Below are 25,184 nucleotides of genomic sequence, written 5' to 3' on the forward strand. Positions count from 1 at the left end.
CTTCTTAGCGAATCTCTTTGACGACGCCGTCTTCAATGATGATGGCGCGCGTTTTTGTCACCTCTTCCCAACGGTCGCCGACGTTCACCTCAACGAGCGCCTCGACTTCCCGCTCTTTCAATTCGCTCCCTAACGGTAGCATATGTAATTGTTCGAGCTGAAACTCAAGCAGTTTCATTTTCTCCATCCGCTCGTCGATCTCTTTGGCAAAATATTGTTTCACTAAAGCGGGCGGATAGTTTCCGCTTTTCTCCATTCGTTTCTGTTCAAAACGAAGCTGGTCGCACTCGCGCTCGAGCTGCTGCTTGCGCGCCAAAAACGCGGCGGAAAGCTCTTGTTTGCTCCGTTCGGTGACGATTTGCCGCACCTCAACCGTTTGAATGAGCTTCATCCTCTTCCCCCTTTTGACACGGAACGAACGGCACCTGGGCCATTTCCGCGCCCTTTGGCATCATATCAAAAAAGGGAGAGGAACATCCTCACCCTTTGTCTTTCACTTGCACAACAACCCGCTTTGGCGATCCGGCCGCGGCGGCGGCAACGACCATGCGAATCGCCTGGATCGTCCGCCCTTGTTTGCCGATCACTTTGCCAGTGTCGTCTTCATGCACGGATAACTCATAGATGACGGCCGTCTCTTCTTCGCGGCGCTCAACCGCCACCGCCTCCGGATGATCGACAAGTGCCTTGACGATCGTTTCAATGAGCGGCTTCATGTGCATCTCGCTTATTTGCCGTATTTCAAGTTATGGAACTTCTCTAAAATGCCTTGCTTCGACAGCAAGCTGCGCACCGTATCCGACGGTTTGGCGCCGTTTTGCAGCCATTTGAGCGCCAGTTCCTCATCGATTTTCACTTGCGCCGGCTCAGCGACCGGATCGTACGTGCCGATCGTTTCGATAAAACGACCGTCGCGCGGCGAGCGCGAATCAGCTACCACGATGCGATAGAACGGTTTTTTCTTTGTCCCCATGCGTTTTAAACGAATTTTTACTGCCATAGTCAGTACGCACCTCCGTATAGAGTTCACACAAGATAGTATATTAACAATTCTTTTTCCGTTTGTAAAGGTTTTTCGCTTAACAGATCTTCATTTACATAAATGGAAAACGGAATCCTTTCTTTTTCCCTTTTGGCATATTCGTCATCATTTTCATCATTTTTTTCATCTCGTCAAACTGCTTCAAAAGCCGATTCACTTCCTGAACCGTCGTGCCGCTTCCTTTGGCGATCCGCTTTTTGCGGCTAGCGTTGATGATTTCCGGATGCGTTTTCTCTTCTTTCGTCATCGAGCGGATGATCGCCTCAACGCGGGCGATTTGCTTTTCATCGACTTGAATGTTGGCGAGCCCTTTGATTTTGTTGGCGCCCGGCAGCATTTTAATCAGTTCGTCAAGCGGTCCGAGCTTGCGCACTTGGCCGAGCTGCTCCAAAAAGTCGTCAAGCGTGAAGGTGGCCGTGCGCATTTTTTGTTCGAGCTCCTTCGCCTTCTCTTCGTCGACGGCCTCCTGCGCTTTTTCGATGAGCGTCAGGACATCGCCCATGCCTAAAATGCGCGACGCCATTCGCTCCGGATGGAACGGCTCCAAAGCGTCAAGTTTTTCGCCCATCCCAGCAAACTTGATCGGCGCTCCGGTGACGGCGCGAATCGACAGCGCCGCCCCGCCGCGCGTGTCGCCGTCCAGCTTCGTCAAAATCACCCCGGTGATGCCGAGCTGCTCATGGAAACTTTGTGCGACATTGACGGCATCTTGCCCGGTCATGGCGTCAACGACGAGGAAAATTTCATCCGGCTTGACCGCTTCTTTCATCTGCTTCAGTTCATCCATGAGCGCTTCATCAATGTGAAGACGGCCGGCTGTGTCGATGAGCACGTAATCATAATGCTCTTCTTTCGCCCGCTCGAGCGCCTGTTTCGCGATTTCAACCGGATTGGCGTGCTCGCCTAACGAAAAGACAGGGATGTCAAGCTGCTTGCCAAGCGTCTCAAGCTGTTTGATCGCCGCCGGGCGGTAAACGTCAGCAGCCACAAGCAACGGCTTCCGGTTATGTCGTTTGCGCAGCAAGTTGGCCAGCTTCCCGGTGGTCGTCGTTTTCCCGGCCCCTTGCAACCCGACCATCATCACAACGGTCGGCGGTTTCTTCGCGACAGCGATTTGGCTTTGCTCACCGCCCATTAACGCCGTCAGCTCTTCCTTGACGATTTTGATCACTTGCTGGCCCGGCGTTAAGCTTTTCATCACTTCCTGCCCGACAGCCCGCTCGCTCACCTGTCTGATGAAATCTTTGACGACTTTAAAGTTGACGTCAGCTTCCAAAAGCGCAAGGCGCACTTCGCGCATCATCTCTTTGACATCCGCTTCGGTGACTTTTCCTTTGCCGCGGATGCGGTTCATCACCTGTTGCAAACGTTCAGACAATCCTTCAAACGCCATGGCGGCCACCCCCTTGTTTAATCAAGTTCGTCAAGCTCGCGGACTAGCGCCGCCAATTCGGCGTCAGCGCCGTAATGCCGGCTGATGTAGTCTTTCAGCCGCTCGATGATCTGCCGCCGCCGTTCATATTTTCGTAGCAGCCCGAGCTTCTCTTCATACTGCTCCAGCATCGCTTCTGTACGCCGGATGTTATCGTACACCGCCTGGCGGCTCACCTCATATTGTTCGGCAATTTCCCCGAGGGAGTAGTCGTCCAAGTAGTAAAGCGCCATATAGTTGCGCTGTTTCGGCGTCAACAGCGCTTGGTAAAAATCGTATAAATAGTTCATGCGCATCGTTTTTTCCAGCACCGGACTCTCCCCCCTCATTGTTAAGTAAAATACCTTTACAAAAATGTAGTGTACCGTCTTTTCCGTAGAGTGTCAAGCGAGAACGGGCAAACGAGCGCACAACGCTTGCCAAACAAAAAGGCCGACACAGCTCGCATCTCCCCCCCTCCAATTTTGCTTCTCCTCATTTTTCACAAATTTGTTCCATATAAAACAACAAAGGGCGTCCGTTGTTTTTGGAGCACCCTCTGTTGGCTTGTTTATAATTCCAGCAAATCAGCAAACAATCCGTAGACGTACTGTTCTGGATCGAACACTTGCAAATCGTCCATCTTCTCGCCGAGGCCGACGAGTTTCACCGGGATGGCCATCTCGTTGCGAATGGCAAGCACGATGCCGCCTTTCGCCGTGCCGTCAAGCTTCGTCAACACGATGCCGGTCACATCGGTCGCTTCTTTAAACAGCTTGGCTTGGCTCATCGCGTTTTGTCCGGTCGTCGCATCCAACACAAGCAATACTTCATGCGGAGCGCCCGGAATTTCGCGGCTGATGACGCGTTTCACTTTTTCGAGCTCTTTCATTAAATTCACTTTGTTTTGCAGCCGCCCAGCCGTGTCGCATAACAATACGTCAACGCCGCGCGCTTTCGCCGCTTGAATGGCGTCATACATAACAGCTGCCGGGTCGGAGCCGGCCGCCTGCTTAATGACGTCGACCCCAACGCGCTCGCCCCACGCTTCGAGCTGCTCGATCGCCCCGGCGCGGAACGTATCGCCAGCTGCCAACAAGACGGATTTCCCTTCCGATTTCAGCTTATAGGCAAGCTTGCCGATCGTTGTCGTTTTGCCGACGCCGTTGACGCCGACGAACAAAATGACCGTCAGCCCGCCTTCTTGTATATTCAAAGCGGAAAGTTCTTTGTCATCGGCGCCGGCGCGGTAAATGTCAACGAGCTTTTCGGCGATGACGTCGCGCATTTGCGCCGGGTCTTGAATGTTGCGGCGCTTCACTTCCATTTTCAGCTCATCGACAAGTTCCATGACGGTCGTGACGCCCACATCGGCGGCGATCAAAATTTCTTCAAGCTCTTCAAAAAACTCTTCATCCACTTTCCGATAGCGGGCGATGAGGTCGTTCACTTTTCCAGCGAGCGAATTTCGCGTTTTTGACAGCCCTTCTTTAAACTTTTCGGTTACGGCATCCGCTTGCTTTGTCCATTTTTCTTTCAATTTTTGAAAAAAACCCATCCAAAGCGCCTCCTTTCCATTATGACCGCACGAGCTCCTTCGAATCTTCCAAACGGACGGAAACGAGCTTTGAGACGCCCGATTCTTGCATCGTGACGCCGTACAGCACGTCCGCTTCTTCCATCGTCCCTTTTCGATGGGTGATGACGATAAACTGCGTGTCGCGGCTGAACCGTTTTAAATATTGGGCATACCGCTGCACGTTCGCTTCATCAAGCGCCGCTTCGACTTCATCAAGGACGCAAAACGGCACCGGACGCACCTTTAAAATCGAAAACAAGAGGGCGATCGCTGTCAACGCCCGTTCGCCGCCGGAAAGCAAGCTTAAATGCTGCAGCTTTTTCCCCGGAGGCTGAGCGACGATGTCGATCCCCGTCTCAAGCAAGTCGTCCGGGTCGGTCAGCCGCAAATCGGCGCGCCCGCCGCCGAACAGCTCGCGGAACACCTCGCCGAAACGAGCGCGGATTTGCTCAAACGTCGCGAAAAATCGTTTTTTCATTTCATCGTCCATTTCATCAATGACTTGGTGGAGCGTCGCCTTCGCCTCTTCCAAATCGGCTTTTTGCTCGCTTAAAAAGCGGTGCCGTTCGGAAACTCGTTCGTATTCATCGATCGCCCCCAAGTTGACGGTGCCAAGTTCTTCGATGGCCCGCTTAATGAGCTTCACCCGCTTGCGCGCCTCATCGGCGCCGATCTCAAGCGGGTACGCGGAGCGAGCCGCTTCAAACGACAGCCCATATTCTTCGCGCAGACGGACAAGCAGATTCCCAAGCTCCACGTCAAGCCGGTTCAACTTCACTTCTTCGTCTTTCACGACATCAGCGAGCTGTTTATGCTGCCGCTTTGCTTCCTTCCATTCCCGCTCCAAATGCTCGAGCTGCCGTTGACAGTCGAGCCGCTGTTCGCGGCGGCTTGCGATCAGTTCAATCGTTTTTTGCTTGTCCTCGAGCTTTTGCTGTCGTTGCTGTTCAAGCTCTGCCTCATTCCATGCCGGCGCCTCCATTTCTGCGTCCAAGGCGGCCCGTTCTTGTTCAGCCTCCTCAAGCTCGCGGGCGGCTTCGGCGAGCTCTTTTTCGAGCTCTTCGACTTTCCGGCGCGCATGTTTCACGCGCTCTTTCGTTTCCGCCAAGGCAATTTTTTGCTCGGTGATCGCTGCCTGGAGCGTCTCTTTCGTCGTTTGCTCCGTCTGTTTTTGCGCCTGCAGCCGGTTGATGTCGTCATCGATCGCCTGCAGTTTCTCGGCAAGCTGCTCAAGCTGCCTGTCAATGGCGCCGAGGCGGCGGTTCAGTTCTGCCATTTCGCGCTCATCGTTCGCTTTTTCCTCATCATACAAAGCGAGCCGCTCGTCGATCCGTTTTTTCTGCCATTCGAGCTCGCGTTGCTCGTCCTTTTGTCTTTGCAACGCTTCTTGCAGCGCCGCGATCTCCTCTTGCAGCGCGTCCGCCTGCGCTTCCCGCTCCACCTGCTCGCGTCGTTTCGCCGCAACAGCCCGCTCAAGCCGAGCGATCGTTTCATCCATTTCCTGAAGCTTAGTAGCTAGCGTTTCCAGCTCGCGATTCCGGCTTAACAGCGACGCGGTCTTTTTCGCCGCTCCGCCGCCGGTCATCGCCCCGCCGGGGCTGACGACATCGCCGTCCAGCGTCACGAGACGATAACGGTACTGAAGAAGCTTGGCCAGCTCATTCGCGCCTTTTAAATCGGCTGTCACGATGACATGGCCGAGCAAATGGGCGATCGCCGCCCTATAGGTGCGGTCGTATTCGACGAGCTCGCTCGCAATGCCGACAAACGCCGGATGGCGGTCAATCGCCGCCCGCTCCCGTTCGGAAAGCGCGCGCGCTTGGATGACGTCAAGCGGCAAAAACGTCGCGCGCCCGTAGCCGTTCGTTTTCAAATAGTGAATCGCTTGCCGCGCCGCCTGTTCGCTGTCAACGACGATATGCTGCATCGCCCCGCCGAGCGCCGTTTCAATCGCCGTCTCATAGCGGTCCGGCACGCGAATGAGCTCAACAATGGCGCCATGAATGCCGGGCAGAAGGCCGCGCGCCTTTAATACTTCTTTTACCCCTTGGACAAAACCGGAATAATCATGTTGCATCTCTTCCAACCATTGCTGGCGCGCTTTCGTTTGCTGCCGGTATTGGCGCGCCTGATGCAGCAACGCTTCATGCTGCTCGAGCTCCGTTTTTTGCGCCGCAAGCGCCGCGGCGAGAGCGGCTTGTCTGTTATGCGCTTCCGCCAGCGCCTGTTCGAGGCGGGTCTGCTCGGCCCATAAGGCCGCCCGCTTCTGCTCGAGCTGTTCACGTTCGGCGAGATGGCGGCGGTTCGCTTCATCGAGCGCCGTCCGTTTGGCATGCAGTTTGCCAATCGCCTGCTCCACATGTGCGCGTTCGTTTTTCAACGCCGCCTGTTCATGAACAAGGTCGATGTAGTCGCCTTTTCGCCGCTCGATTTCTTCTTCAATGTCGGCTTCATGCGCCGAAAACAAAGCCTGTTTTTCTTTCAGCTCTCGCTCGAGCGCCGCCGCGCCCGCCTCAAGCTGGGCGAGTTCCTCCCGCTCGGCTTGCAGCTGCTCCATTAAGCGGCGCTGTTTGGCGGTCAAGGTCGACACCATGTCATCAAGCTGCCCTTTCCGCCTTTGTGCATGCTTTTTCCGCTCTTTCAGCACTTCCTTCCGTCCTTCAAGCTTTTCAAGCTCTTCGCTCGCCAACAGGAGCACCTGCTGCAGACCGTCGATCGATTCGTCAATGGCGGTCATTTGATCGCGCAGCTGTTCGATTTGGGCTTCCATTTTCTGCAATGCCGCCGCCAGCGCCACTTCGTCCTGCTGGTGCCTATCAAGAGCTTCCTTCAACTCATTCCATTGCCCGCGCAGCTGCTCGATGTCGTGAACCATCAGCGCCACTTCAAATCGCTCGAGCTCTTCGCGTTTTTCCAAAAACTCTTTGGCGAGCGACGCCTGCATGCGGAGCGGCTCAAGCTGCTGTTCGAGCTCGTGCAAAATATCGTTGACGCGGTGCAAGTTGTCTTGCGTCTCCGCTAACTTCGCCTCCGCCTTTTTTTTCCGCAGCTTGTACTTCAACACGCCGGCCGCTTCTTCAAAAATCGTGCGCCGCTCTTCCGGTTTGCTGCTTAAAATCTCTTCGACCCGGCCTTGGCCGATGATGGAAAACGCCTCCTTGCCGAGCCCGGAATCGAGAAACAAATCGACGATGTCTTTCAAACGGCACGGCTGGCGGTTGATGAAAAACTCGCTCTCCCCCGAGCGATAGACGCGCCGGGTCACGCTCACTTCCTGGTACTCAAGCGGCAAAAAGCCGTCTTCATTGTCGAGTGTGATCGTCACTTCAGCCACATTAAGCGGCTTGCGCGATTCGCTGCCGGCGAAGATGACGTCTTCCATTTTCGCCCCGCGCAACGATTTCGCTGATTGCTCACCGAGCACCCAACGGATCGCATCGGTAATGTTGCTTTTGCCGCTCCCGTTCGGACCGACGACCGCCGTCACACCAGGGACAAACTCGATCGATACACGGTCGGCGAACGATTTAAAGCCGATCACATCCAATCGTTTCAGGAACATGGTATGACGCCTCACCATCTTTCCACTGTGATCCACCACAAACACCCCGGAGCCCTTTTGAGAAACCGGGACGTTTGATCTTTTCATCCTGCCATATGAACTATCGAAAAAACGCCTTTCTTCCCCCGCTCAAGGCGCGCATGTTCATCGAAACACCCATGAGCAGTGTTTGTTCTCCATCCCCTCGCACGTTCACAGAAAAAAGACTGACGTAACAGCGCCAGCCTTCACTGCTTGTCGGCCGCCCGCAACGTTTCGAGCGCCATTTGCGCCGCATGCTGTTCAGCTTCCTTTTTCGAGCGGCCGACGCCGATGCCAAGCTCTTGGCCGTTTAACGCTACGCGGGCGACAAACTCCTTGTTGTGAGCCGGACCTTTTTCCTCCAAAATGGCATATTCAAGCGTTCCGCTGCCGTCCCGCTGCACCCATTCCTGCAGCTGGCTTTTAAAATCCATCACATGAGAAAAAGCACCTTCATCAATTTTCGGAAACATCGTTTGCTCCAAAAAGCGGATGACCGCGTCCATTCCTTGATCCAAATACAAAGCGCCGATGAACGCCTCAAAGACGTCTGCCAAGAGCGCCGGACGCGCCCGCCCGCCGGTCAGCTCCTCGCCTTTGCCGAGCAAGACGAGCTCGCCGAACGACAAGGCGTTGGCAAATTTCACAAGCGACGGCTCGCAGACGATGGCTGCCCTCAGCTTCGTCAATTGCCCTTCGCTCATATGCGGGAACTTTTGAAATAAATATTGAGAAACGGTCAGCTCCAGCACGGCATCGCCTAAAAACTCAAGCCGTTCATTGTCTTCGTGAAGCCGCCGCCGATGCTCATTCACATACGATGAATGGGTGAACGCTTGAATCAACAGCTTTTCGTTTCGAAAGGTGATGCCGATCTTTTTTTGCAGCTCTTGAAACTTCGCCCGCCTCTTTTCATGGATGCGCTCTTTATCTTTTTGTTTTGACATAAAAATGCCCTCCGACTTCGTTCCAGAACAAAATGGCCGTGTCTTCTTCTATTATATCCGTTCTCCGGTCCGCTACGCGAGCGGGAATCGTGCGCTTTTTTCCGCAAGGCCCGCCGAGCATCCCTGAAAAAGCAGAGAAAGCCCCGTTCGAAGCAACGGGACTTTGCAAAAAAACGGCATTACAGACGACTTTTTATGTAGTTCACAGCGTCTCCGACCGTGACGATTTTTTCCGCCTCTTCATCGGAAATTTCCATGTTGAATTCGTCTTCAAGTTCCATGACGAGTTCGACGATGTCGAGCGAGTCGGCGCCCAGGTCGTCCTTAAACGACGCCTCGAGCGTCACTTGCGATTCGTCAACCCCCAGGCGGTCAACGATGATTTTCGTTACACGTTCCAATACGTCTGCCATTGTGTTCACCTCCCTTCATGATTATAGTCGATGAAAGAGAAAAATACTAGCGGCGTTTTGTCATGGCATGACCATGCCGCCGTCAACATGAAGCGTCTGTCCGGTCATGTAGCTCGCGGCGTCGGAAGCGAGGAAAGCGACGACGCGGGCGATGTCATCGGGTTCGCCAAAGCGGGCGAGCGGAATTTGCTTTAACATTTCCGCCTTCAGCTCCGGGCTGAGCGCTTCGGTCATATCGGTCGTAATGAATCCTGGTGCGACGGCGTTAACGGTGATGTTGCGGCTGGCGAGTTCGCGCGCCGCCGTCTTCGTCAGCCCGATGACGCCGGCCTTGGCGGCGACATAGTTCGCCTGCCCCGGATTGCCGATCACGCCGACGACCGAAGCGATGTTGACGATCCGCCCATAGCGCTGCTTCATCATTGGGCGCGTTGCCGCCTTCGTACAAAGAAATACCCCTTTTAAGTTCGTGTTAATCACGGCATCCCATTCTTCTTCTTTCATCCGCATCAATAAATTGTCGCGTGTAATGCCGGCGTTGTTGACCAAAATATCGAGGCGGCCAAAATGGTCAATCGTCGTTTTCACCATGCGCTCAACATCTTCAGCGCGGGCGACGTCCGCCTGCACGGCGATCGCTTCGCGGCCGAGCGAGCGGATGGCCTCGGCAACTTCATTCGCTTTCGCCTCGCTGCCGGCGTAATTGACGGCAACGTTCGCCCCTTGGCGGGCAAGCTCCAGAGCGACCGCCCGGCCAATGCCGCGCGACGCCCCGGTCACGAGCGCAATTTTTCCTTCGAGCATCGCTTTATTCCCCTTTCAGCGCCGCAACGGTTGCTTCGAAGGAAGCAAAATCGTTCACCGCATAAACGCGGGCGTTGCGGTCGATTTTTTTCACAAGGCCGGACAACACTTTTCCCGGACCGATTTCGACAAACGTGTCGACGCCAAGCGAAAGAAGCGTGCGCACCGACTGCTCCCAACGCACCGGCGAATACAGTTGTTCAATGAGAAGGCGGGCGATGTCCTCTTTTCTCGTCACCGGCTCAGCAGTCACATTGGCGATGACCGGAATGACGGCGTCACGAATCACCAAACTGTCAAGAACCGCTTTCAGTTTTTCCGCCGCCGGCTTCATGAGAGCGGAGTGGAACGGACCGCTCACCTCAAGCGGAATGACGCGTTTGGCGCCGCGTTCTTTCAAAAGCTGCGCCGCTTTTTCCACTCCGGCTTTCGAGCCGGAGATGACGATTTGCCCTGGGCAGTTGAAGTTGGCCGGCTCGACCGGATCGCCTTGAGCGGCGATTTCATTTGTCACTGCTTCAAGCGCATCAGCATCCATCCCCAACACCGCCGCCATCGTCCCCTCGCCAGCCGGCACCGCTTCATCCATCAGTTCGCCGCGGCGGCGCACCGCGTAGACGGCATCGGCAAACGACATGGCCCCAGCAGCGACAAGCGCCGTATATTCGCCTAAACTGTGGCCGGCGACATAGTCCGCTTTCAGCCCAGCGCCGTCAACAAGCTGGAGCAAGGCGATGCTGGCGGCTAGCAGCGCCGGCTGGGCGTTATATGTCAACGTCAGCTCTTCTTGCGGTCCGTTGAACATGAGCTTGGAAAGCGCGAATCCAAGCCGCTCGTCAGCCTCCGCGATGACGGCGCGGGCGCGGTCGTCATGCTCGGCAGCGTCTTTCGCCATGCCGACCGTCTGGGATCCTTGACCAGGAAATAAAAAGGCGATTTTCCCCATTTTTGATTCCTCCTTTACCGATTATGCCCGTTCCAGCTCCGCTCTGATCGTGCCGATGACATCATGAACCACCATCTCTCGCGCCTGGCGGATGGCGTGGAAGATGGCGTTCGCATCGGACGATCCGTGCGCTTTAATGACCGGAGCATTTAAGCCAAACAGCGCCGCGCCGCCATACTCCGAGTAGTCCATCATCTTTTTCAGCCCAGCGAGCTTTGGCTTGAGGACGGCGGCAGCCAGCTTCGCCGCGACGCCGCTTGTCAGCGTCTGCTTGAGCAAGGAAAAGAGAGCCAGCGCCGTCCCTTCAATCGTTTTTAATGCAACATTGCCGGCAAAGCCGTCGGCGACGACAACATCAGCCACTCCCTCTAGCAGGTCGCGCGCTTCGACATTGCCGATGAAATGAAGGTTCGTTTCCTTGAGCAAGGCAAACGCCCGTTTCGTTGTTTCGTTTCCTTTTTGGTCTTCCGTTCCGACGTTCAGCAAGCCGATGCGCGGTTTTTCGACGCCGCGCACATTCTTTGCGTACACATGTCCCATCAAAGCGTATTGCTGCAAATGTTCCGGCTTTGCATCGACGTTGGCGCCGACATCTAGAAAGACAAAGCCGCGCCCATCCAATGTCGGCAGCGTCGGGGCGAGCGCCGGGCGAGCGATGCCGGCTGCCCGCCCGACGACAAACAGTCCGGTTGCCATGAGCGCCCCGGTATTGCCGGCGGAAATGCAGGCAGCGGCGCGCCCTTCTTTTACTTCTTCCGCCATGCGCACCATCGACGAGTTCTTTTTGCGCCGCACCGCCCGCACCGGCTCATCATCTGCTTCGATCACTTCGTCGGTGTGGATGATCGAAATGCGCTCTTCACCCGTCACATGCGGGCGAATTTTCGATTCATCGCCAATCAGCGTAATCTCGATGTCAGGGAAATGGGCGGCGGCCATAAGCGCCCCGCGCACGATTTCGCCCGGGGCATGGTCTCCTCCCATGGCATCAACCGCGATATTCATGGCTGTCCCCATCCTTTTTCTCTATGTTTGAACGGTACATTTCAAACGTACCAGAAAAGACGAGCTCCTGGCCGACGTAGCTGTTCACCTCGACGATTGTGCGCCCGTGCACCGTTTTTCCGGTCACTTTCGCTTTAGCTACGACCCGCTCCCCTTCTTTCACTTGGCGCACAAAACGAATGGCCGCTTTCGCTGTCAGCGTCAGTTCATCATGGATGACGGCGACGGCAAGCGAGTTGGCCTGAGCGAACAAATGATGACCGCGGGCGATGCGGGTGCGCCGAAAGACGTGCTCCTCTTTCACATCGAAAATCGAAATGGCGCTCGAATCCGGCTCGATGTCAATAATGTCGCCGATCACTTCTTCAAGCGGCAACGCCCGCACTTTATCAGCGAACGACTGGCGAGCGACATTCTTGATGCGCTCACGCAGTTCGGGAATCGACAGCTCAAGCCGATCAAGGCGGATCGTCTGCACGCTGACCGAAAATTTTTCGGCGAGCTCTTCATCGGTGATAAACGGGTTTTCCCGGATCGTCTCCTGCAACAACCGTTGCCGTTCGCGTTTGCTTTTTCTCATCGATTCGTGACACCGTCCGACTTTATGACTAGGTACTAAAAGTAATATATAATATCAAAAAACGAAATGCAAGCACAAAAAATGAACAGCGCCACATGCTGTCGGCCGCTGTGGATTCGACGCCCCCCTCGCCAAACGGCTTTCTGCTCCATCCTCGAGGCCCACAAACGAAATAGTGGGACAGGCATCTCCTGCCTCCTCCGTCCGGGCAATGAAAATATAGGCTTCCACTGGCCAAAAAATCAATTGCCATAAAAAAACAGCGGGGCGCGAATGCGCCGGCCGCCTCCTCCCTGTCTATTAATCTAGCTTTTCCCCGTCGAGTATGCCGGACGCTTCCAGCTCGGCGCGCAGCCCGGCGTACGCCTCATCGCGCCAAAACGCGGCCGAGGAAACGAGCTTGGCGGCATCGCGGCGGGCGACTTCCAAAATACGGTAATCATGCACTGGATCGCCGTAGCGGAATTCCGGGAGCCCGCTTTGTTTTGTACCGAAAAAATCGCCCGGACCGCGCAGCTCCAAATCTTTTTCGGCCAACACAAACCCATCGGCCGTTTCCGTCATGATGCGCATTCGTTCTTTGCCGACTTCCGATTTCGGGTCGGCGATCAAAATGCAGTACGACTGGGCGTCGCCGCGCCCGACCCGCCCGCGCAGCTGATGGAGCTGGGCGAGGCCAAACCGTTCGGCGTCGTAAATGACCATCACCGTCGCATTCGGTACATTCACGCCGACTTCAACGACCGTCGTCGAGACGAGCACATGGATGCGGTTTTCGCTGAACGCCCTCATGACGCGTTCTTTTTCGTCAGCCGACAGCCGGCCGTGCATCAAGCCGATCTCATATTTCCCGCGATAATAATGGACAAGTTGGCTATGGACATCGATGGCGTTTTGCACATCCAACTTGTCCGATTCCTCAATGAGCGGACAGATGACATACGCCTGATGACCACGGCGCAATTCCTTTTCGATAAAATCGAGCACGCGGGAGAACTGATGATGCTTCACCCAATACGTCTCGACTTTTTTTCGTCCAGCCGGCATTTCATCGAGCACCGATACGTCCATGTCGCCGAACGCTGTAATGGCGAGTGTGCGCGGAATCGGCGTCGCCGTCATCATCAATACATCCGGTGCATGCCCTTTCTCACGCAAAACGCGGCGCTGTTCGACGCCAAACCGGTGCTGCTCGTCCGTAATAACGAGGCCGAGCCGGCGAAACTGCACTCCTTCTTGAATCAAGGCGTGCGTGCCTACAACGATATCAATTGTTCCTTCTTCCAGTTCGGCAAGCACCGCTTTGCGCTGCTTTCCCTTCACTGAGCTTGTCAAGAGCGCGATCGTCACATCAGTATCGGCAAACAGCTCGGCGAGCGAGCGGGCGTGCTGTTCAGCCAGAATTTCCGTCGGCACCATCAGCGCTCCTTGAAATCCAGACAAAGCGGCGGCGTAAAGAGCGACAGCGGCAACGACCGTCTTGCCAGAACCGACGTCGCCTTGCAAAAGCCGGTTCATTTGCCGCGGCGAGCGCATGTCCGCCAAAATTTCGCCGATGACACGGCGCTGGGCGTTCGTCAAGACAAACGGCAATCCGGAAAGAAAGGACGAAAGCCGCTCTTCAGAAAACGAATGAACGACGCCGCGCCGCTCATCGCGCATCAATCGACGGAGCGCCTGCATTTTCAGCTGGTACAACAAAAACTCCTCATAGATGAGCCGACGCCGCGCCTGATGCAACTCTTCGCGCGTGCGCGGAAAATGAAGGGCGCGGAGCGCTTCTTGTTTGGCGACAAGGCGATAAGCGCGGCGCAAAACGGGCGGCAGCGGGTCGGGGATGTGCTCGCCAAACTGTTCGAACGCCGCTTTCATCAACCGACGCATCGTTTTCACCGTCAGCGGGCTGCGCACGGAGTAAACCGGCTCGATGCCAGTCGTCTCCGGAGCCGGTCCGAACCGAAGTTCGTAGGCGTTGATCGTTTGCCGATGCCGGTCCCATTTGCCGATCACCGTCACCGTCTCGTTCAGGGCGATTTTTTCCTTCAAGTAGGGACGGTTGAAACAAACAACGGTGATCAAGCAGCGATCGGCCAGCATGCGGAAGGAAAGGCGCGATTTTTTCCTTCCGTAATACGTCAACAGTGGGGCGCTGTATACTTTCCCTTCCACTGTCACTTTTTCTTCATGGCGGACGGCGGCCAAATCTTTTTGTTCATAATCATCATAGCGGTACGGGGCGTACGCAAGCAGCTCACCGACCGTCGCGATGCCGATGTCGGCAAGCGCCGCCGCCGTCTCTTCACCGATGCCTTTGACCGCTGTCACCGGTTGCTGCATCGCTTCGTTCACTTCGATGCCGCGGAAGCGCCGAAAATGCGAGCCGCAATGGCGCGGCCGGTCGGCGTCGCGGCCAACCCCCCTTGCGCCGTTTCTTTGAGCGCCACCGGCATGGCCGCCCCGATGCGATACATCGCTTCAATCACTTCGTCACACGGGATGCGGCTTTTAATGCCGGCTAGCGCCATATCCGCAGCGATCATGGCGTTCGCCGCTCCCATCGCGTTCCGCTTGACGCACGGCACTTCGACCAGGCCGGCAACCGGATCGCATACTAATCCCAACATATTTTTTAAGGCGATGGCCATCGCTTCAGCCGCTTGGCTCGGCGTCCCGCCGGCCAGCTCCACCAGCGCCGCGGCGGCCATGCCCGCCGCCGATCCAACCTCGGCTTGACAGCCGCCGGCGGCGCCGGAAATCGAGGCGTTGTTCGCGACGACGTAGCCAAACGCCCCGGCTGTAAACAAAAACTCAATCATTTCCATTCTTGTCGGCCGCAGCTTCTCTTTCGCAGCAAACAGCGTCCCCGGGACGACGCCGGCCGCCCCGGCCGTCGGGGTGGCGCAAATGACGCCCATCGCCGCGTTCACTTCGTTGGTCGCCATGGCTTTGCTGACGGCATCCAAAATCGTCTCTCCGGACAAAAAGCGACCCCCGGCAATATAGCGCTGCATCCGCACGGCATCGCCGCCGGTCAATCCGGAGCGGGACACAACCCCTTCGAGCCCCCTCTCGACGGCGCGCTCCATGACGGCTAGATGGTGATCCATTTGCGCGATCACCTCTTCCCGGCTTCGCCCGCTCACTTCCACTTCCTGACGAATCATCACTTCAGCGATTTTGATGCTGTCCTTTTCGGCCAACGCCACAAGTTCAGCCACATTGCGAAACATTTTATTCCCACCTGTCCTCTCTCCATCATGGCTTATCTTCTTCGATGCACATCAACATGAAACCGATTTCGTTTCAATCCGCAAGCTTCGCCACTTGAATGATGTTCGGCAGCTGCTCCAATTCTTGAATCAGATCATCGGTCAACGGCTGGTCAACTTCGATCGCCATGAGCGCTTCCTTACCTTTCTCTTTGCGCGACACTTCCATATGGCCAATGTTGATTTTCCGTTTCGCCAACACCGAAGCCACCGCGCCGATCGTCCCGTACCGGTCGTTATGCATAATGAGCAGCGCCGGATGGTGGCCAGACAGCTTCAAGGCAAACCCATTCAATTCGACGATTTCGATTTTGCCGCCGCCGATCGAAATGCCGACGAGCTCAAGTTCGCCTTCATCATCGCCAATCCAAAGGCGCACCGTATTAGGATGATGCGGGATCGCTTCCTCGGTAGAAAACGAAACGTCCACTGCTTCCTCACGGGCGATCTCAAGCGCATTCGGAAGACGTTCATCGAACGTGTCAAACCCGAGCAGCCCCGCGACAATGGCGACATCGGTGCCATGCCCCCGATACGTTTCGGCAAATGAGCCGTAAAACGAAATGCGCGCCCACGCCGGCTTTCGGCCAAACAACTTGCGCGCAACCAAGCCGATGCGCACCGCCCCTGCCGTATGTGAGCTTGACGGCCCGACCATCACTGGGCCAATGATATCAAAGACGCTTTTGTATTTCATTGGATTGATTCCTCCATCAAACAGAAAATAGAAGGGAATGCTCCCTTCTATTATTCTAGCATATTACTCGACGGAAATGATGAATGGATACAGCGGTTGCTTTCCGTTATGCACTTCCACTTCGACCCCGTCATGTTTCGTTTCCAAATAGGCAACGACTGTTTCTACATCGATCTCCGTTGCGTCTTCGCCGTACAAAATGGTCACGATTTCGCTTTGTTCATCGATGAGCGCATCAAGCAACCGCTTCGTTACGGCGAGTTTGTCTTTGTCAGCGGCAATAATGCGGTCATCCAACAACCCCATGTAATCGCCCTTTTGAATCTCGATGCCGTCAATCGTCGTATCGCGCACGGAAAACGTCACTTGCCCCGTTTTCACTCGCGACAGCGCCGCCGTCATCGCCCGCTCATTTTGCTCGGCCGATTGCGCCGGATTGAACGCCAAGAGCGCCGCCAGACCTTGCGGAACCGTTTTCGACGGGATGACGATCACCCGCTGTTCGGAAAGCTCCGCCGCTTGTTTTGCCGCCATCACGATGTTTTTGTTGTTTGGCAGCACAAACACCGTTTCCGCGTTGGCGAGGCGGATGGCGTCAGCGATTTCTTCCGTGCTCGGGTTCATCGTTTGCCCACCTTCAATGATGGCGTGTGCACCGATGCTCCGAAACAGTTCAGCCACGCCAGCGCCCATGGCGACGGCGACGATGCCGTACGGCTTTGCTTCCTCTTTGGCAACACCAGGAAGCGTTTTTGCCTCCTTGCCGACGATGTTGGCATGTTGTTCGCGCATGTTTTCAATTTTAATATTGATCAAGCTGCCGTAGCGTTGACCGTATGTCAGCACCTCACCCGGCGTTTCCGAATGGATGTGCACCTTAACAAGCTCGTCATCCGCGACAACAAGCAGCGAGTCGCCGAACTGGCTTAACTCGCGGCGGAACGTTTCTTCGGAAAACGGGTGCTCAGCCAGCTTGTCCGGCTCAAAACGGACCATAAATTCCGTACAGTAGCCAAACTCGATCTCATCGGTATGAATATGGCTTTGCGCGCTCTGATGGTGCACCATTTTCACTAAATCGTCCATCCGCGCCTCAGCGCGTGCGGCGCTCACGATTTCTCCTTTGAGAGCAGCAAGAAACCCTTCATAGATGTATACGAGCCCTTGACCGCCGCTGTCGACGACACCAACTTCCTTTAAGATTGGAAGCAATTCGGGCGTGCGCTGCAGCGCCGCTTTTGCCTCGGCGAGCGCCGCTTCCATCACGGCGATCACGTCGCGCTCTTTTTTTGCCGCCTCCACGGCCTTGCGCGCCGCTTCTTTGGCAACGGTGAGGATCGTCCCCTCGACCGGCTTCATAACCGCCTTATAGGCGGTGTCCACCCCCGCCTGCAAGGCGGCGGCGAATTCGAAGCTGTTCACCGCTTGTTTGCCTTCAACTGCCTTGGCAAATCCGCGGAACAGCTGCGACAAAATGACGCCGGAATTGCCGCGCGCCCCCATCAACAGCCCTTTCGCCAGCGCCGCGGCGACGTTGCCGATATGGTCAGACGCATTCGCCTTCACTTCTTTCGCCCCGGACGTCATCGACAAGTTCATGTTCGTTCCTGTATCGCCATCTGGAACCGGAAAGACGTTCAGCGCATCGACCGTCTTGGCGTTGTTCGCCAAATGTGCGGCCCCTTGCTGCACCATATCGGCAAATCGTCTTCCGTCAAGCGTCCTCATTGTCACCGGCTAACTCCTCCTTACTACGGGTTTGCCACCCGAACCCCTTGAACGTAAATGTTGATCGACTGGACCGCCAGTCCGAGCGTCTGATCGAGCGTGTACTTCACTTTCGACTGCACGTTATGGGCAACTTCAGAAATTTTCGTCCCATAGCTGACGATAATGTACATATCGATATGTACTTCGCCGTTTTCTTCCCGGACGACAACCCCTTTAGAAAAATTTTCCCGTCGCAAAATGTCCGACAATCCGTCACGAATCTGGTTTTTCGACGCCATTCCGACAATGCCGTAACAATCGACGGCCGCTCCCCCCGCGATCATCGCAATGACTTCATTGGACACTTCAATGCGCCCGTATTTCGTTTGCCATTCGATCGACATGCTCGTTCCCCCTTTGCGTATCTCGCACAGCTACCCCTATTGTACTATAACGCTTTCGGTTTTCAAAGCGCTTCCCGTCCGCCCACTAGTATTATTTAGCCGAAAACTGAAATATATGTCAAGGACAGTTTCTTGAAAGAAAACCGCACGTCTATTGCAATCCCTACGGTTGTATGGTAAATTATAATAGTGTTTTTAGAGGGATGTGAAAGCAAGGAGGGAAACACGATGGCGAAATGCTTTGTGACCGGCAAGAAGAAATCGTTCGGCAACTCGCGTTCGCATGCCATGAACGCCAGCCGCCGCACATGGAAAGCCAATTTGCAAAAAGTGCGCATTTTAGTTGACGGCAAACCGAAACGCGTTTGGGTTTCGGCGCGCGCGCTGAAATCTGGAAAAGTGAAACGCGTCTAACGGCCTAACGAAAAGAAGCCGCCCAAAAGGTTGCAACCCTCCTTTTGTTCGGCGGCAACAAAAAAAGCACCAAAAATGGTGCTTTTTTCTTATCCTTTTTTAAATGCGTTCAACACCGCCCGCACGATTCCGCCTAAAAATCTCGGCAGCTTGATCGTATAAAACTTCATCCCGATTCCCTCCTCACACCGATCATAACGAGCTTCCCGCCATTTCCTTATCCATTATATTCCGTCATAAGCCAAGCGCGACTACGGGCAGCCAGCAAAATCGCTGCTCCTTATCATCATTAATATGCCTTCTGAAAACGAAAAAGTACCGGAAGATTGGATAAGTTCGTTACTAATACATAATGTCGAACCGCGGGAAATATGACAGTTTGTTAGTGGATATTTAAATCCGATCAGCGTAAGCTCTGCCACCGTTTCGGAAATCGGGATGTATGACACATAGCGGTATCGATCGTCGCGCACGACCGTATGCACGCCGGGCAGATGGACGGTGAGCACGTTTTGCCGGTCGATGAGTTCAATGGGCCGCCCGGCGTACTTGAACAGCAGCTCAACGTTGCCAAACAAATGGTCAAGCCGCCCGCCGGTCGCTCCGAACAGACGAATGACGCCGTCTGTCTGCCCGACAGCCCAATCAAGGGCGATCTCCATATCCGTTTTATCTTTTTCCGCCGGCCAAATGTCAAGCTCCGGCAGCATCTCCCCTAGCCGCTTGACCTCCTCAACCGGCAAGGAATCAAAATCGCCAAACGCCCGCACCGGGCGGAATCCGAAATCCAGCAGCGCTTTCGTGCCGCGGTCGACGCCGACCCACTGCACATCGCTCCCATCATACAAGCGCAAATCGGGAAGAAGGTGGCGCGGACCGCCGCCGACAATATGAATCAACACATGCGTTTCCCCCTTTCGGCAAGGGCCGAGGCGGCCATCTTCTTCTTTGCTCTCATCACCCTGCGGCTCAATAAAATGGCAAAAGCGGCGCTGCTTTTTGGCTAGTAGTTGGCGCACGCTTCACGAAGCGTGCGAATGGCGGCGGCTCGGTCCGGTTCGTTGTAAATGGACGATCCAGCGACAAGCACGTTCGCCCCGGCTTCCACGCAAAGCGGCGCCGTTTTCGCATTGATGCCGCCGTCAACTTCAATGTCAACCTCTTTGTTTTGTTCGCTGGCCATCCGGGCGACCTCACGGATTTTCGGCACGACCGCCGGAATGAACGCCTGTCCGCCAAACCCTGGATTGACCGTCATCAACAAGACGAGATCGACATCAGCGATCACATGGCGGATCATCTCGACGGGTGTATGCGGATTGAGCACCACCCCGGCTTTGACGCCTTGTTCTTTGATAAAATGAATCGTCCGATGCAAATGCACGCACGCCTCAACATGGACGGAAATCACATCCGCGCCCGCTTTCGCAAACGCCGGAATGTATCGGTCCGGGTCGGCGATCATCAAATGAACGTCAAGCGGCAGCTTCGTCACCGGTCGAATGGCGGCCACGACCGGCGGACCGAACGTCAAATTCGGCACGAAATGCCCGTCCATGACATCCACATGAATCCAATCCGCCCCGCCTTCCTCGACCGAACGAATTTCCTCAGCCAGGCGGGCGAAATCGGCTGATAAAATCGATGGCGCAATTCGAATCATGTTCAATACCTCGGCTTTCGTTCTTTCATTTCGGCAACAAAACTAACATAGTGGTCATAGCGGTACGACGGAATCTCCCCGGCTTCGACCGCCTCACGCACAGCGCATTTCGGCTCGGCGATATGAAGGCAGCCGCGGAACTTGCACCCTTCCCCGTACGTTCGGAATTCAGGAAAATAATGCGGCAATTCGTCAAGCTCGATCTGGTCGAACTCAAGTGCACTAAACCCTGGGGTGTCGGCGACAAGTCCACCGGCGACCTCAAGCAGTTCGACATGGCGGGTCGTATGCTTGCCGCGCCCTAAATGGGTGGAAATGTCGCCCGTTTTCAACCGCAAATCCGGACGGAGCGCGTTTAATAGAGACGATTTGCCGACGCCGGACTGCCCGGCGACGACGGAGACGCGGCCGCGAAGGCGGGCCGCCAGCTCGTCGAGCCCCCCTTTTGTCACCGCCGATGTCTCAATTACGTCGTAGCCGAGGCGCCGGTAATCATGCACGTAGCGGGCGATCTCTTCTTTCGATTCGCCATCCAACAAATCGATTTTGCTGATGACAATGATCGGCGTGATGCGTTTCGATTCAACCAAGACAAGAAAGCGGTCGAGCAGCTTGGCGTTGAAGTCCGGGCTTACAGCTGAAAAGACTAAAATCGCCTGTTCGACGTTGGCAATCGGCGGCCGCACAAGCTCATTTTGCCGCTCGCCAATCTCCAAAATATAGCCTTCCGTTTCGCTCGTCGCCTGGAAAACGACGCGGTCGCCGACGAGCGGCGTCACTTTTTTCTTGCGGAACACGCCGCGCCCGCGGCATTGGAACACGCGGCCTTCGGACAGGACGTAATAAAATCCGCTTAACGCTTTAATGATTTGTCCTTCCGCCATAGCCTCACCCCTTTTTCCCGTCATTTTCTGGATATGGGATCGAGCCTTCCTCTTTGACGACATTGTTGACAATGACGCGGTAATAAGCGGTCTCCCCATATGGAATTTCAAACTCGACCATCTCGGTCGCTGGCGCCGTCAGCCGGTATGTTTTGTAGGGCGTTGTCATATTGTGGGCGGCATCTTGGATGTAAAGCTGGGCCTCAACGATTTGCCCGGGCATCGCCGGTTCATACGGGATCATAATCTCTTTCACTACCGTTTTGGACGGCTTCGGTTCCGGCCCGCGGGAAATGACGACAGTGATGGTTTCCCCTTTTTTTACCCGCTCGTTCGCCGCTGGAGTTTGCGAAATGACAAGCCCTTCCGGCACCTTGTCCGAATACTCGTACTTCACGTCAATGCGCAGCCCTTGATCCGCGCCGTAATCGCGCACGCTTTTTTCCGTATACCCGGTTAAATCTTTGACCGTGACTTTCTCCGGTCCGAGGCTGACGGTAAAGACGACTTCCGTTTCATCAGGCGCCACTCGATCGCCGGCATACGGATATTGATCCAAAATTGTCCCTTCCGGCTTGTCGCTGTAGCGTCCGTTGCGTGTAATGCGGACAAATCCTTCGGCGCGCAGCTCCTCCTCCGCCGCAGCAATATCATCGCCAATGAAGCTTGGAAATTCGATTTTCTTTTTTCCAATGCTTTTATAAATAATGACGCCGGCCCCTTTCTTCACCATCATGCCGGCTTCCGGATCGGTGCGCACGACTTTTCCTTCTTCGATTTGATCATCTTCCACATCGATCGTATCTTTAATTTCCAAACCGAGCGACGACAGCTGTTCAACAGCGTCATCATAGTTTTTGTTGACCACGTTCGGCATCGTCACTTCTTTTGGAAAAATAAGGTTCGGAATCCATGTGACCGCGCTGACGCCGGCAGCTCCAATGAACAGCAAGGCAGCCACAAGCCAGGCAATCCATCCCCGCTTCCGCTTCGGTTTCGGCTTGTCGGCCGCATGAGCCGGTTCGCTCGTTTTTTCCTCGTACACGAGCGTCTCTTGCTCCAACGCCGAGCTTTCCGCCTGTTTTATAATCGGAATGGCTTTCGTCGCTTCCTCGTCATCATCTGGAATGGTGAATTTCGGCTCGTTGCGCCGCCTTGGATCCAGCGCTGTCCGAATGTCCTCGTTCATTTCGCGCGCGGATTGGTAGCGGTAAAACGGGTCTTTCGCCGTCGCCTTTAAAATAATGTTTTCCACGCTTTGCGGAATGTCCGGATTCCACGCCTTCGGCGACGGCGTTTCCGTCTGCAAGTGCTTCAACACGATCGAAACGGCTGATTCGCCGGAAAACGGCAGCCGGCCCGTGACGAGTTCAAACATGACAATGCCGAGTGAATAAATGTCCGATTTTTCAGTAGCGATGCCCCCGCGCGCCTGCTCGGGCGACAAATAATGAACCGAACCGAGCACCGAGTTGGTCTGCGTGATCGTCGTGCCGCTCATCGCCACAGCGATGCCGAAGTCGGTCACTTTCACATTGCCGTGCTCATCAAGCAAAATGTTTTGCGGTTTAATGTCGCGGTGAATGATGCCGTTCTCATGGGCATGGGCGATCGCTGATGTCAGCTGGTCCATGATGCGAAGCGCCCGTTCGACCGAAAGCGGAGCGTGCTGCTGGATGTATTGCTTCAGCGTAGCGCCGCGCACATATTCCATGACGATGTAATAGACGCCTTCCTCTTCGCCGACGTCATAAATGGAGACGATATGTTCATGGTTTAAGCTCGTCGCCGCTTGCGCCTCGCGGCGGAACCGTTTGATGAATTGATCATCATTGGCAAAATCAAGGCGGAGCACTTTAACAGCAACATCGCGCTCCAAAATCATGTCGCGGGCCAAATACACGTTGGCCATGCCGCCGCCGCCGATGAGGCTGATGATTTTATAGCGGTCATTCAATCGCTTTCCAATGAGCACGCCGATCACCCACCTTCACGTTCCGCTGAAACATCGATAACCGCCAGCGAAATGTTGTCTTCCCCGCCCCGCCCGTTGGCGAGCTGGATAAGCGCCTCCGCCTTCTCTTCCAGCGTGCCGGCACCCGTCAAAATATGCATCATGTCCGCTTCCGGCACTTTATTGGACAACCCGTCCGAACATAACAACAACATGTCGCCCTCGTCGAGCGCCACTGTTTTCACGTCGATTTTCACCGCCGGTTCCGTGCCGAGCGCCCGCAACAGTACGTTTTTGCGCGGATGATGTTCAGCCGCTTCTTTCGAAAGCTGCCCGCTTTTGACGAGCTCATTGACCAACGAATGGTCGTCGGTCAGCTGCTGAATTCCACTTTTGTTGAGCACGTAGCAGCGACTGTCGCCGATATGGGCAACCGTCGCAAACGAATGAGCGCAAACAGCGGCGACGACCGTCGTCCCCATTCCTTCACATTCCGGGTGGGAACGGGCATGGCGAAACAATTGTTCGTTCGCCGCGGCAATATGCGTTTGAAGCCATTGCTCCGCCTCAGTCGGCGAAGCAAGCCCACTCTCGTTCTCCCATCGCTCCTGCAAATACGCCACCGCCATGGAGCTCGCCACGTCGCCGGCGCGATGGCCGCCCATCCCGTCGGCGACAATGGCCAAATATTGGCCGCTTTGATTGACAAATACGCCGCCGCTGTCTTCGTTATGTTCGCGAATTTGGCCGATGTCAGTTCGGAAAACCGCTCGCATCCGATTCACCTCGTCTCCTCTTTTCGCTCCTTCGCGCGAAGTTGTCCGCAGGCGGCATCGATGTCGTGTCCATGTTCGCGGCGAATGGTGACATTGATTCCTTGTTTTTTCAACGCCCGTTCAAAGGCGAAAATTTGGCTGCGCGGCGTGCGCACATAGTTGCGCTCCGGCACGTAGTTGACCGGAATCAAATTCACATGGCATTTCAGCCCTTTAATCAGCTCGGCCAACTGCTCGGCGTGCTCAAGCTGGTCGTTCACCCCGCCGAACAATCCGTATTCAAACGTCACGCGCCGGCCGGTTTTTTCAATGTAATACCGAACTGCCTCCATCAACTTGGGCAGCGGGTACGCTTTATTGATCGGCATGAGTTTCGTCCGCAGCTCATTCGTCGGGGCATGCAACGAAATGGCGAAGTTGATTTGCATTCCTTCATCGGCAAATTGGTAAATTTTTGGGATGATGCCGCTCGTCGAAACGGTGATATGGCGGGCGCCAATGTTCAACCCTTTTGGGTGATTGACGATGCGCAAAAACTTGATAAGCGCATCGTAGTTGTCAAACGGCTCGCCGATGCCCATGACGACGATGCTGCTGACGCGCTCATTCGTGTCATCGAGCGCTTTTTGCACTTGCACGACTTGGGCGACGATCTCGCCCGCCTCCAAATGGCGCTTCAATCCGCCGAGCGTCGAAGCGCAAAACGTGCAGCCGATGCGGCAGCCGACTTGCGTCGTGACGCACACCGAATTGCCGTAGTGATGGCGCATGAGCACCGTCTCGATCGAATAGCCGTCATGGAGCTCAAACAAAAATTTGATCGTTCCGTCTTTAGACGTTTGTTTGACCACGGTTTTCAACGTCGTGATCGAAAACGATGACGCTAGCTGTTCGCGCAGCCGCTTCGGCAAATTCGTCATATCGGCAAAATCGGTGACGCGGTTTTTATACAGCCACTCGTAAATTTGCGTGGCCCGAAACGGCTTTTCGCCTTGAGCGACAAGCCATTCCTTCAATTCGTCTAGCGTGAGCGAATAAATCGATGGCAACGGAGGCTGCGTTTCGCCGACAGAGCGGCGGGCAGCCGGACGAACCATTTCCAT

Annotated in this window: 26 protein-coding genes; 1 reads left to right on the top strand and 25 read right to left on the bottom strand. The window is 55.2% G+C overall.

The genetic code is table 11. The features are described from left to right. Positions 1-4: 4 nt before the first annotated feature. The 18 genes from LG52_RS09390 to LG52_RS09475 all read right to left on the bottom strand — a co-directional run bounded on the left by LG52_RS09390 (position 5) and on the right by LG52_RS09475 (position 18,390). On the bottom strand, positions 5-391 hold the full coding sequence (locus LG52_RS09390) for a YlqD family protein (RefSeq protein WP_044731737.1): 387 nt from the start codon (positions 389-391) through the stop codon (positions 5-7). A gap of 88 nt (positions 392-479) precedes the next feature. Further along, positions 480-716 (bottom strand): KH domain-containing protein, encoded by a 237-nt coding sequence (locus LG52_RS09395; protein ID WP_013145774.1) that lies wholly within the window; start codon positions 714-716, stop codon positions 480-482. 11 nt (positions 717-727) lie between these two features. Then, on the bottom strand, positions 728-1,000 hold the full coding sequence (gene rpsP / locus LG52_RS09400; RefSeq protein ID WP_011230697.1) for a 30S ribosomal protein S16: 273 nt from the start codon (positions 998-1,000) through the stop codon (positions 728-730). Between the two features lie 94 nt (positions 1,001-1,094). Then, the gene (ffh, locus tag LG52_RS09405; protein ID WP_044731738.1) at positions 1,095-2,435 is read right to left on the bottom strand and encodes a signal recognition particle protein; all 1,341 of its coding nucleotides are present in this window, start codon (positions 2,433-2,435) and stop codon (positions 1,095-1,097) included. A gap of 17 nt (positions 2,436-2,452) precedes the next feature. After that, positions 2,453-2,785, bottom strand: a complete 333-nt coding sequence (locus LG52_RS09410) for a putative DNA-binding protein (RefSeq protein ID WP_013523384.1) — start codon at positions 2,783-2,785, stop codon at positions 2,453-2,455. Positions 2,786-3,024: 239 nt separating this feature from the next. After that, on the bottom strand, positions 3,025-4,011 hold the full coding sequence (ftsY, locus tag LG52_RS09415; protein WP_044731739.1) for a signal recognition particle-docking protein FtsY: 987 nt from the start codon (positions 4,009-4,011) through the stop codon (positions 3,025-3,027). A 19-nt stretch (positions 4,012-4,030) separates the two neighbouring features. Continuing rightward, positions 4,031-7,594 (bottom strand): chromosome segregation protein SMC, encoded by a 3,564-nt coding sequence (gene smc, locus LG52_RS09420; protein ID WP_044731740.1) that lies wholly within the window; start codon positions 7,592-7,594, stop codon positions 4,031-4,033. Between the two features lie 227 nt (positions 7,595-7,821). Beyond that, positions 7,822-8,562, bottom strand: a complete 741-nt coding sequence (rnc, locus tag LG52_RS09425) for a ribonuclease III (RefSeq protein ID WP_044731741.1) — start codon at positions 8,560-8,562, stop codon at positions 7,822-7,824. Between the two features lie 179 nt (positions 8,563-8,741). Further along, entirely contained in the window at positions 8,742-8,975 is a 234-nt protein-coding gene (locus LG52_RS09430) for an acyl carrier protein (protein ID WP_011230691.1), read from the bottom strand. Positions 8,976-9,035: 60 nt separating this feature from the next. Then, positions 9,036-9,779 (bottom strand): 3-oxoacyl-[acyl-carrier-protein] reductase, encoded by a 744-nt coding sequence (gene fabG / locus LG52_RS09435; RefSeq protein ID WP_044731742.1) that lies wholly within the window; start codon positions 9,777-9,779, stop codon positions 9,036-9,038. A 4-nt stretch (positions 9,780-9,783) separates the two neighbouring features. Further along, on the bottom strand, positions 9,784-10,725 hold the full coding sequence (fabD, locus tag LG52_RS09440) for an ACP S-malonyltransferase (RefSeq protein WP_044731743.1): 942 nt from the start codon (positions 10,723-10,725) through the stop codon (positions 9,784-9,786). Positions 10,726-10,746: 21 nt separating this feature from the next. Next, a complete protein-coding gene (plsX, locus tag LG52_RS09445; RefSeq protein WP_044731744.1) occupies positions 10,747-11,730 on the bottom strand; it encodes a phosphate acyltransferase PlsX in 984 nt (327 codons plus the stop codon). After that, on the bottom strand, positions 11,714-12,310 hold the full coding sequence (gene fapR / locus LG52_RS09450) for a transcription factor FapR (protein WP_044731745.1): 597 nt from the start codon (positions 12,308-12,310) through the stop codon (positions 11,714-11,716). Before fapR ends, plsX begins: the two co-directional genes overlap by 17 nt. Before the next feature lie 300 nt (positions 12,311-12,610). Next, entirely contained in the window at positions 12,611-14,659 is a 2,049-nt protein-coding gene (gene recG / locus LG52_RS09455; RefSeq protein ID WP_044731746.1) for an ATP-dependent DNA helicase RecG, read from the bottom strand. Further along, positions 14,656-15,540, bottom strand: a complete 885-nt coding sequence (gene sdaAA / locus LG52_RS09460; protein ID WP_044731747.1) for an L-serine ammonia-lyase, iron-sulfur-dependent, subunit alpha — start codon at positions 15,538-15,540, stop codon at positions 14,656-14,658. The genes recG and sdaAA overlap by 4 nt, the downstream gene beginning before the upstream one ends. Positions 15,541-15,613: 73 nt before the next feature. Beyond that, positions 15,614-16,276, bottom strand: coding sequence for an L-serine ammonia-lyase, iron-sulfur-dependent subunit beta (gene sdaAB / locus LG52_RS09465; protein WP_044731748.1), 663 nt, complete (start codon positions 16,274-16,276; stop codon positions 15,614-15,616). Positions 16,277-16,339: 63 nt separating this feature from the next. Further along, positions 16,340-18,010: a DAK2 domain-containing protein gene (locus LG52_RS09470; RefSeq protein WP_044731749.1), complete on the bottom strand. Its 1,671-nt coding sequence runs from the start codon at positions 18,008-18,010 to the stop codon at positions 16,340-16,342. A 17-nt stretch (positions 18,011-18,027) separates the two neighbouring features. Next, on the bottom strand, positions 18,028-18,390 hold the full coding sequence (locus LG52_RS09475) for an Asp23/Gls24 family envelope stress response protein (RefSeq protein WP_044731750.1): 363 nt from the start codon (positions 18,388-18,390) through the stop codon (positions 18,028-18,030). A gap of 228 nt (positions 18,391-18,618) precedes the next feature. Here LG52_RS09475 and rpmB point away from each other — a divergent pair, with 228 nt between their 5' ends. Then, complete coding sequence (rpmB, locus tag LG52_RS09480; RefSeq protein WP_031410471.1) at positions 18,619-18,804, top strand: 50S ribosomal protein L28; 186 nt, start codon at positions 18,619-18,621, stop codon at positions 18,802-18,804. Positions 18,805-18,893: 89 nt separating this feature from the next. Here rpmB and spoVM read toward each other — a convergent pair whose 3' ends face one another. The 7 genes from spoVM to rlmN all read right to left on the bottom strand — a co-directional run bounded on the left by spoVM (position 18,894) and on the right by rlmN (position 25,184). Beyond that, positions 18,894-18,974: a stage V sporulation protein SpoVM gene (spoVM, locus tag LG52_RS09485; RefSeq protein WP_011230680.1), complete on the bottom strand. Its 81-nt coding sequence runs from the start codon at positions 18,972-18,974 to the stop codon at positions 18,894-18,896. Positions 18,975-19,055: 81 nt separating this feature from the next. Further along, positions 19,056-19,706 carry a thiamine diphosphokinase gene (locus tag LG52_RS09490; protein ID WP_044731751.1) on the bottom strand — a complete coding sequence of 217 codons (651 nt, stop codon included), beginning with the start codon at positions 19,704-19,706 and terminating at the stop codon, positions 19,056-19,058. Positions 19,707-19,807: 101 nt separating this feature from the next. Beyond that, positions 19,808-20,467 carry a ribulose-phosphate 3-epimerase gene (rpe, locus tag LG52_RS09495; protein ID WP_044731752.1) on the bottom strand — a complete coding sequence of 220 codons (660 nt, stop codon included), beginning with the start codon at positions 20,465-20,467 and terminating at the stop codon, positions 19,808-19,810. A gap of 2 nt (positions 20,468-20,469) precedes the next feature. Next, positions 20,470-21,351: a ribosome small subunit-dependent GTPase A gene (rsgA, locus tag LG52_RS09500; protein WP_044731753.1), complete on the bottom strand. Its 882-nt coding sequence runs from the start codon at positions 21,349-21,351 to the stop codon at positions 20,470-20,472. A 4-nt stretch (positions 21,352-21,355) separates the two neighbouring features. Further along, a complete protein-coding gene (gene pknB / locus LG52_RS09505; protein ID WP_044733182.1) occupies positions 21,356-23,326 on the bottom strand; it encodes a Stk1 family PASTA domain-containing Ser/Thr kinase in 1,971 nt (656 codons plus the stop codon). Positions 23,327-23,331: 5 nt separating this feature from the next. After that, entirely contained in the window at positions 23,332-24,081 is a 750-nt protein-coding gene (locus LG52_RS09510) for a Stp1/IreP family PP2C-type Ser/Thr phosphatase (RefSeq protein ID WP_044731754.1), read from the bottom strand. A 5-nt stretch (positions 24,082-24,086) separates the two neighbouring features. Next, on the bottom strand, positions 24,087-25,184 hold the full coding sequence (gene rlmN / locus LG52_RS09515) for a 23S rRNA (adenine(2503)-C(2))-methyltransferase RlmN (protein ID WP_044731755.1): 1,098 nt from the start codon (positions 25,182-25,184) through the stop codon (positions 24,087-24,089).

The sequence above is a fragment of the Geobacillus kaustophilus genome (assembly GCF_000948285.1).
In the GTDB taxonomy this organism is placed as follows: Bacteria; Bacillota; Bacilli; order Bacillales; family Anoxybacillaceae; genus Geobacillus; species Geobacillus thermoleovorans_A.

Coding starts and splice junctions, on each gene's coding strand:
- rpe (WP_044731752.1), bottom strand. CDS start 20,467: ATGATTCGAATTGCGCCATCGATTTTATCAGCCGATTTCGCCCGCCTG.
- spoVM (WP_011230680.1), bottom strand. CDS start 18,974: ATGAAGTTTTATACGATCAAGCTGCCGAGATTTTTAGGCGGAATCGTG.
- LG52_RS09390 (WP_044731737.1), bottom strand. CDS start 391: ATGAAGCTCATTCAAACGGTTGAGGTGCGGCAAATCGTCACCGAACGG.
- sdaAA (WP_044731747.1), bottom strand. CDS start 15,540: ATGTTTCGCAATGTGGCTGAACTTGTGGCGTTGGCCGAAAAGGACAGC.
- sdaAB (WP_044731748.1), bottom strand. CDS start 16,276: ATGAAATACAAAAGCGTCTTTGATATCATTGGCCCAGTGATGGTCGGG.
- rnc (WP_044731741.1), bottom strand. CDS start 8,562: ATGTCAAAACAAAAAGATAAAGAGCGCATCCATGAAAAGAGGCGGGCG.
- LG52_RS09510 (WP_044731754.1), bottom strand. CDS start 24,081: ATGCGAGCGGTTTTCCGAACTGACATCGGCCAAATTCGCGAACATAAC.
- rlmN (WP_044731755.1), bottom strand. CDS start 25,184: ATGGAAATGGTTCGTCCGGCTGCCCGCCGCTCTGTCGGCGAAACGCAG.
- rpsP (WP_011230697.1), bottom strand. CDS start 1,000: ATGGCAGTAAAAATTCGTTTAAAACGCATGGGGACAAAGAAAAAACCG.
- rpmB (WP_031410471.1), top strand. CDS start 18,619: ATGGCGAAATGCTTTGTGACCGGCAAGAAGAAATCGTTCGGCAACTCG.
- rsgA (WP_044731753.1), bottom strand. CDS start 21,351: ATGGCGGAAGGACAAATCATTAAAGCGTTAAGCGGATTTTATTACGTC.
- LG52_RS09395 (WP_013145774.1), bottom strand. CDS start 716: ATGAAGCCGCTCATTGAAACGATCGTCAAGGCACTTGTCGATCATCCG.
- plsX (WP_044731744.1), bottom strand. CDS start 11,730: ATGAATATCGCGGTTGATGCCATGGGAGGAGACCATGCCCCGGGCGAA.
- LG52_RS09430 (WP_011230691.1), bottom strand. CDS start 8,975: ATGGCAGACGTATTGGAACGTGTAACGAAAATCATCGTTGACCGCCTG.
- fabG (WP_044731742.1), bottom strand. CDS start 9,779: ATGCTCGAAGGAAAAATTGCGCTCGTGACCGGGGCGTCGCGCGGCATT.
- LG52_RS09475 (WP_044731750.1), bottom strand. CDS start 18,390: ATGTCGATCGAATGGCAAACGAAATACGGGCGCATTGAAGTGTCCAAT.
- ftsY (WP_044731739.1), bottom strand. CDS start 4,011: ATGGGTTTTTTTCAAAAATTGAAAGAAAAATGGACAAAGCAAGCGGAT.
- fabD (WP_044731743.1), bottom strand. CDS start 10,725: ATGGGGAAAATCGCCTTTTTATTTCCTGGTCAAGGATCCCAGACGGTC.
- fapR (WP_044731745.1), bottom strand. CDS start 12,310: ATGAGAAAAAGCAAACGCGAACGGCAACGGTTGTTGCAGGAGACGATC.
- smc (WP_044731740.1), bottom strand. CDS start 7,594: ATGTTCCTGAAACGATTGGATGTGATCGGCTTTAAATCGTTCGCCGAC.
- ffh (WP_044731738.1), bottom strand. CDS start 2,435: ATGGCGTTTGAAGGATTGTCTGAACGTTTGCAACAGGTGATGAACCGC.